7 protein-coding genes are annotated in these 5,765 nt (G+C 45.1%); 1 reads left to right on the top strand and 6 read right to left on the bottom strand.

Features of this window, described 5'->3' with window-relative positions:
• Positions 1 to 525 (top strand): Thrombospondin type 3 repeat protein (locus BG32_RS16265; RefSeq protein WP_259459527.1); only part of this gene is annotated, 525 nt, incomplete at its 5' end.
• A gap of 514 nt (positions 526 to 1,039) precedes the next feature.
• Here the strand turns inward: BG32_RS16265 and BG32_RS04900 are convergent.
• The 6 genes from BG32_RS04900 to BG32_RS04870 all read right to left on the bottom strand — a co-directional run.
• Positions 1,040 to 1,459 carry a protein-export chaperone SecB gene (locus tag BG32_RS04900; protein WP_014731704.1) on the bottom strand — a complete coding sequence of 140 codons (420 nt, stop codon included), beginning with the start codon at positions 1,457 to 1,459 and terminating at the stop codon, positions 1,040 to 1,042.
• 3 nt (positions 1,460 to 1,462) lie between these two features.
• Positions 1,463 to 1,870, bottom strand: coding sequence for a helix-turn-helix domain-containing protein (locus tag BG32_RS04895; protein ID WP_006487492.1), 408 nt, complete (start codon positions 1,868 to 1,870; stop codon positions 1,463 to 1,465).
• Positions 1,871 to 1,874: 4 nt separating this feature from the next.
• Positions 1,875 to 2,258 carry a hypothetical protein gene (locus tag BG32_RS04890; protein ID WP_006487493.1) on the bottom strand — a complete coding sequence of 128 codons (384 nt, stop codon included), beginning with the start codon at positions 2,256 to 2,258 and terminating at the stop codon, positions 1,875 to 1,877.
• A 1,096-nt stretch (positions 2,259 to 3,354) separates the two neighbouring features.
• The gene (locus BG32_RS04880; RefSeq protein ID WP_006487495.1) at positions 3,355 to 4,140 is read right to left on the bottom strand and encodes a M48 family metallopeptidase; all 786 of its coding nucleotides are present in this window, start codon (positions 4,138 to 4,140) and stop codon (positions 3,355 to 3,357) included.
• A 77-nt stretch (positions 4,141 to 4,217) separates the two neighbouring features.
• A complete protein-coding gene (locus tag BG32_RS04875; RefSeq protein WP_121526490.1) occupies positions 4,218 to 4,955 on the bottom strand; it encodes an ATP-binding protein in 738 nt (245 codons plus the stop codon).
• Positions 4,956 to 4,980: 25 nt separating this feature from the next.
• Positions 4,981 to 5,765 (bottom strand): hypothetical protein (locus tag BG32_RS04870; RefSeq protein WP_259459526.1); only part of this gene is annotated, 785 nt, incomplete at its 5' end.

The raw sequence follows: 5,765 nt of genomic DNA, 5'->3' as shown, positions 1-5,765 counted from the left end.
CTGATCGGTGGAATGACATTGGCAGTAGGCTATGGAACGAAAGCGATGCAGAGAGTTCAGGATACTACTTGTGAGAACTTCGTGGATGCAGACGGCGACGGAATCAACGATAACTGCCCCGTAGACGGTGAAAAGGTTTACATGAATAGAAAAGGACAGGCTGGTAATGAAGCAGCAACAAGAGCAATGCAGAGAGTTCAGGATCCTACAACCTGTGAGAACTTCGTGGATGCAGACGGCGACGGAATCAACGATAACTGCCCCGTAGACGGTGAAAAGGTTTACATGAATAGAAAAGGACAGGCTGGTAATGAAGCAGCAACAAGAGCAATGCAGAGAGTTCAGGATCCTACAACCTGTGAGAACTTCGTAGATGCAGACGGCGACGGAATAAATGACAACTGCCCGAATGACGGTGTAAGAGAACTGAAGAATGCCCAGGACGGAACAGGCTACAGGCACGGAGCTTCTGGCGAAAAGGGACCGGGACTCGGCAGAGGATTCGGAAAAGCAGCACAGCTGTAAAACAAAACCCCTACTAATTCAAGTCAAGGGCCCTAAAGGGCCCTTGTTCTTATAATGATGAAATCGACTTTGACAGCACGAATCCTGAAACGCGCTAAAGAAGAGCAAAATTGAAAGTAAATCCAGACGTACCACCGCATTTTCAAATCACCGCGCGCTTGACTCGTTGAGTATCTCAAAGGCCCCAGACTCGGCTTGGAGTGTACTTTTGCGTGTCCTGTTTATTATTTCTCTTTAGAAGACGAAGTTCCTCCGAAAAGAGAATCTTTTGCGGAGATGCCTCTGGCGCCGGGGTTTGATTTTGAATGTCCATTTGTTCTGTTGAAAGACGGTCTCAAGAAGTCGAATCCCACAATTACGGCAAATTATCATAGGATTTCTACGCTGGTTTCGAGCTGTTTCTCCGGGAAGCCTCGCAAAAGCAGCTTCTTTCTTCAATGCAAAAACATCTTGGCTATATCATAAGATCAAATGAGAAGTTCGACTAAAAGCTGAGGAAGCGTATATAGACTCTTTACTGTTTTTCTGCTTCCGAAGAAAAACGTGGATTCATAAGCGGAATAACAATTGGAGGTGTAAGTCCTGCCTGCCCTGTAAATGATAGAATAGCTGCGCGTAGTACTGGCAGAAGTATTGAAGTACCGCTCTCAGCAACCATTTTTTCTAATGCCTTTTCTTCGAGGGTTTCTTGGCATTCGAAGACACCCTCCATGCTTGCCTTTATCGTAAGATAATCTGTCTCATCGGCTCTACCAAATGCTGTTAGAGTGAGCTCAAGAAGACAGTTCTTCTTACCGTCTTCTTCGATGATTTTTGTCTCTCTACCGAGTTCAATAGATATCACGATCTCATTTTGCACTGGAGTGTAGGAGAAGCAAAACTCCTTTATCAGATATCTTTTCATCTGAAGTATAGCTTGTTCCACTCTATTCATTTATCATGCCGCCTCACTCGGTTTCCAGCAAAAAGAGCTTTCATTATTCTGCACCGAAATTACGGGAATATATATTGGAACGTATTTTATTACCTCTTTTGTTATCTTAGTTTTTCTGTCAGTTATTCCAAGATCTACATTTAGTCTTCCTTTAAGACAGGCAGAGATCTTGACAAGAGTTTCTAAGCTAAGATTCTCTTCTCCACGTTCAATATTTGATACGTATGGCTGCTTAAAACCTAACAGCTCACCCAACTGTTTCTGCGAAAGACCTCTTTCTTTTCTGTAGCTCATTAACTGACTGGCAACTTGACCCTTAATCCTACCTATAGCGAGAGAATCTTCAACATTGTAGGTCTTTGCAATCTGGTCAAGAAACTCACCAAAAGATGAACTCCTCTTATTGGCCATTGTTTCACCCCTTTCGAACTTTGAATCCTTTATTATCGCTCAACCATTTATCCGCCAGAATTTCAGCTTGCCTGACTGCCTTATCATAATCTGCTGAGCTTTTCTCAATGAACACCATAAGCAAAACACAGACCTCTTCAATCCCATCGCTGGGGAAAAAACACAAACAACGAACATTCAATCCTTTTCTAATCAACGTAATGCTGTTAATGCTCGTACCATGCAACTTTTCCAGTAGACCGGACTTTCTGACTCCTATAGGCCCGTCCCTTTCAAGTACCTCTTCGAAGAAACCAAGCTTGTCCATAACAGGAGCTACCCTATTATTATGCTTGTCCAGAAAGTCTAGAAATTCAGAATTGAAGCTTTCTGATCTTATGATTCTCATCGCACACCTCATTTATAACCTATAACTTATGTAATAATAATTCGATAGAATTACGATCACGATCGATTAAGTTAAAATAAGCACGTTTATGCTCATTATTCTTCCGCTTTCACATGCATGCAGTTTTCTAGGCGACAAGAAAATGCATATACTACACTATTGGCTAGCAGTGGTTTACGCCTTTGCTGCCAATGTCTTATCAAACCTCAGAGCGGAGAAGTCAAATAACACCCCTTCGCATTCATACACCTCCCGAAGGCATACGCAACTGACTGTGCATCAATCCCTGGCAAAAAGAACACCGTCGTTAATTCTTCCACGTCCTGGCCGTTTCTTGCCATGTGGTTGCAGGAATCCTTTTCTGTTGATCCTAGATGTCGTATGATCAAACACCAGAACCTTAACATTTTTTCGCTGGGTTTCCCAAAATCCCTAATGCTAAGGATCTCGTAAGCTTTCTCCCTGCTTCTCACTGCTATCCTTTTGAATTTCATTACGGCATGTCTGTTATTTTACATCACTTAACATTCGGAACAAAATACACTAATATGATGTGATTGGTAGATCGGTAGTCTTGTCAAACCGTTAAACTGATAATACAACAGTGATCGTTTCTAGAAGAGAACGTGGGCTCTCTTCAACCTTGGGAATCTCACTTAGTTTAAGGGAACAATCAAATTGGGAATCGCCTCAGTTCATATGTGAATTCTTAAGCAGAACTAGAACTAACCAACGACTAGCAGAACGAATGGCAACCATGTCAGATATACATTTCGGAATCTGTTGTCGAATTTCTCTAACAAGAAGAGATCGTTTTGAACTGAAGACGTTTGTCCTAATGAAAGAGAATTGAAGTAGCCGGGCGGATGCCCGGCTTCGGTTCAGCTATGTGAATATGCAGTGGCATTGTCTAAGTTGCAATCAGAAGAAATCGTTGTCCGTCACAGGTCCACCGTCCTCCGGAAAGGCTTTACGCTTAAGATTGGAGACCCCCCTATTCGCTGCACGCTGAGGAAGATCCCTCCCGTGTCTCGCATCATGGTCAGATACGAGATTATCTAGCCAAGAGCCAATCAAGGACCTTTTCGTTTTGGTATCAATAGCTCTCCTGGTGTTCGAACTCGGAGAACGGAGAACGGTCAACCGCGTGCCGGTTTTTTCCCACCCATTCCTCAATAACCTCCTTTCCGTCGAAGAGATCGGCTATGGTGATTGATTCCCCGAGTCTGTCTTCGTAGAAGCTCTGCAGACTTCCCCTGAAAGAGCTCGATTGATCGAGGATCATACTGGCGATAATGTATCTTCTGCTTTGCTCTTCCCTGTCAAGTTTCTCAAGCGCCTTGCCTGCAAGAAAGTAATTTTTCGGAGTCCGGGGATCGAGTCTCAGTAACTTCTGTACCCAGGCGAGGGCGTCGAGAGGCCTCTCGGTTTCGAGGTAAAGATAAACAAGCTCTTCCACAGCTTTCATGTTGTCTTTATCTTCCGAAAGTGCAGCCCTGTACATCAGTTCGGATTTGTAAGGCTTGTTTCTCTTCTTGTAGATCATTCCGAGGAATACCATCCCCTCTATGTCGTTCGGTTTTCTTGAGTAATGCTCCTCTATAAGAGATTCTGCCGTCTCTGTGTCATCGAAGAGATAAGCGATATGACCGAGATCCCACAGCTCTTCATCGTTCAGTGTGGGCCATCGCTCAAATTCACTCACGACAGATACCGCCTCTTCAGTCTTCGAAGAGGTTTGACTGTCCTTTGTGTTTTCAACTGTTTCCGGAACACTCTTCTCCTTTGAGAGATCGTTTATTATCTCGTGATAAAGTTTAAACGCCTCATTCCATCTTCCATCCAGAAGCAAAGCCAAAGTCTTGGTTATTCTGTCTTCCATTGCATCACTCCTCCAGTTTTAATTCTTGGTATAAACGCCTGCGGATCTGTCCAGCGGGTTTTAGCATTTCCCAGCCTTCAGCGCTCAGCGGGTCCTTGATCTTCCAGCGGCTCTTCTCTCGTCCATGCCAAGTATCTCTCCCTCTTCTTCTCCCGGTAAGAACTGACTCCTTCCAGCCGCATGATCGCGGTCCTCTCGCCCAGCCTGCTGAAGATCCTTGCCCCGACGGTTCCATCGAAATCTGTCAAGTTCAGGTTGGATGTTATTATCGTTCCAGCTCCCTGTTCATACCTGTGGTTTATCAGTTCGAATATCTTGTCTGTGGTCATCTTGTTTTCCGTCTCGTTGCTTAGGTCGTCAATAACGAGAAGGTCAACCCCCGAACACTCCTGTACCTTCTCGGAAACTGTCTTGAAGTCTCCTATCTTAAGGGACGGGGCCGTTATGAAAGCTACAGTGTCTCCCATATTGACTGCCTCTATCGCTATTCCCGCAGCGAGGTGAGTCTTTCCGGTTCCGTAGCCTCCGAGAAGTACGAAGTTCGATCCTATCTTCCAGGCCCTGTGTCTCACGTACTTCTTCGAGAGGTCGAGCGCCCTTTCTGTAACTTCGTCTTCGGGTATGAAGTTGTCCAGTCTTCTCTCCCAAAGTCCTTTAGGAAGGACTTTTATAAGCCTCTCCATGTTTTCCCTCACCCTTCTGAATTCCCTGTATATCGAGCACTCGTACATGAGGTCGCTGTACTGTGGATCTTCGCTGGCGTAGATTATGTATCCCCCGAAAGGGCACTTCTCCGGACCGGGACAATTTCTCATGCACTCTTCGATCGCCTCGTCCTTGCTATACCGTGTATTTGAGGAGTTCTTCATATGTTTTGGGTCTTTCTCTTGCCGGATTCTTGAACTTTTCGATAGGATCTCTAAACGGTTCAGAATCGCTCCAATCTTTTCTTCCATTTTTCTTCACTCTCCTTCCGAAGGCTCCCCTTAGGAGGGGCTGCATCAGATACTCGAATCCTATCTCTTCTAGTACCTCGTGTTTCGATCTGTCTATAGCTATGATCGCGGTCTTTATCTGGGAGGGATAGCATTTCCTCAGGGCTTCTCTCAGCAGAGGAATCCATTCTCTCTCGAAGGGCCCTATTATCGCCTCCCAGGTCTCCATTACGTCTCTCTCGTATCTCGAACAGGACTCAAGATAGGAGAAGTCTTCCGGACCTTCCTCAACCTGCTTTTCTCCGGTATCGTTCATATCGAACAAGGGAACGACCAGACAACCTTCAGCCGGGACTTCTGGAGGTCCGCCTTTGTCCTGAGCTGTCTCTCTCGAATTCGATTTGATTTCGGACGATGAAACGGCAACTTCACCGGGAGGGATATTTCCGTGATCATCAGTGTGGATTGTAGAAGGATCAGAAGGTGCTTCGATGCCTGTGGAAATCTCTTCATTCTTCACCCCTTCTCCTGTCGATTGCGAAAGTGAAACTTTCGTTTCTCCGTAAGGAGAAAGGATGTTTTTATCTCTTGTTTTGTTTACTTTACTTTTCTTTAGTTTAGTTTTGTTTATATTACTCGTAGGCGTCGGGTAGGCCTCGGGTAGGTCTCCAGTAGGCTTAGAGTCGGTCT

It is taken from the genome of Mesotoga sp. HF07.pep.5.2.highcov, assembly GCF_003666285.1.
Classification (GTDB): Bacteria; Thermotogota; Thermotogae; order Petrotogales; family Kosmotogaceae; genus Mesotoga; species Mesotoga prima.
This window is presented reverse-complemented; position numbering and strand designations above follow the sequence as displayed.

Bases quoted from the DNA above. Each gene is read 5' to 3' on its own strand.
- BG32_RS04895 (WP_006487492.1), bottom strand. From the start codon at position 1,870: ATGGCCAATAAGAGGAGTTCATCTTTTGGTGAGTTTCTTGACCAGATT.
- BG32_RS04875 (WP_121526490.1), bottom strand. From the start codon at position 4,955: ATGAGAAATTGTCCCGGTCCGGAGAAGTGCCCTTTCGGGGGATACATA.
- BG32_RS04880 (WP_006487495.1), bottom strand. From the start codon at position 4,140: ATGGAAGACAGAATAACCAAGACTTTGGCTTTGCTTCTGGATGGAAGA.
- BG32_RS04900 (WP_014731704.1), bottom strand. From the start codon at position 1,459: ATGAATAGAGTGGAACAAGCTATACTTCAGATGAAAAGATATCTGATA.
- BG32_RS04890 (WP_006487493.1), bottom strand. From the start codon at position 2,258: ATGAGAATCATAAGATCAGAAAGCTTCAATTCTGAATTTCTAGACTTT.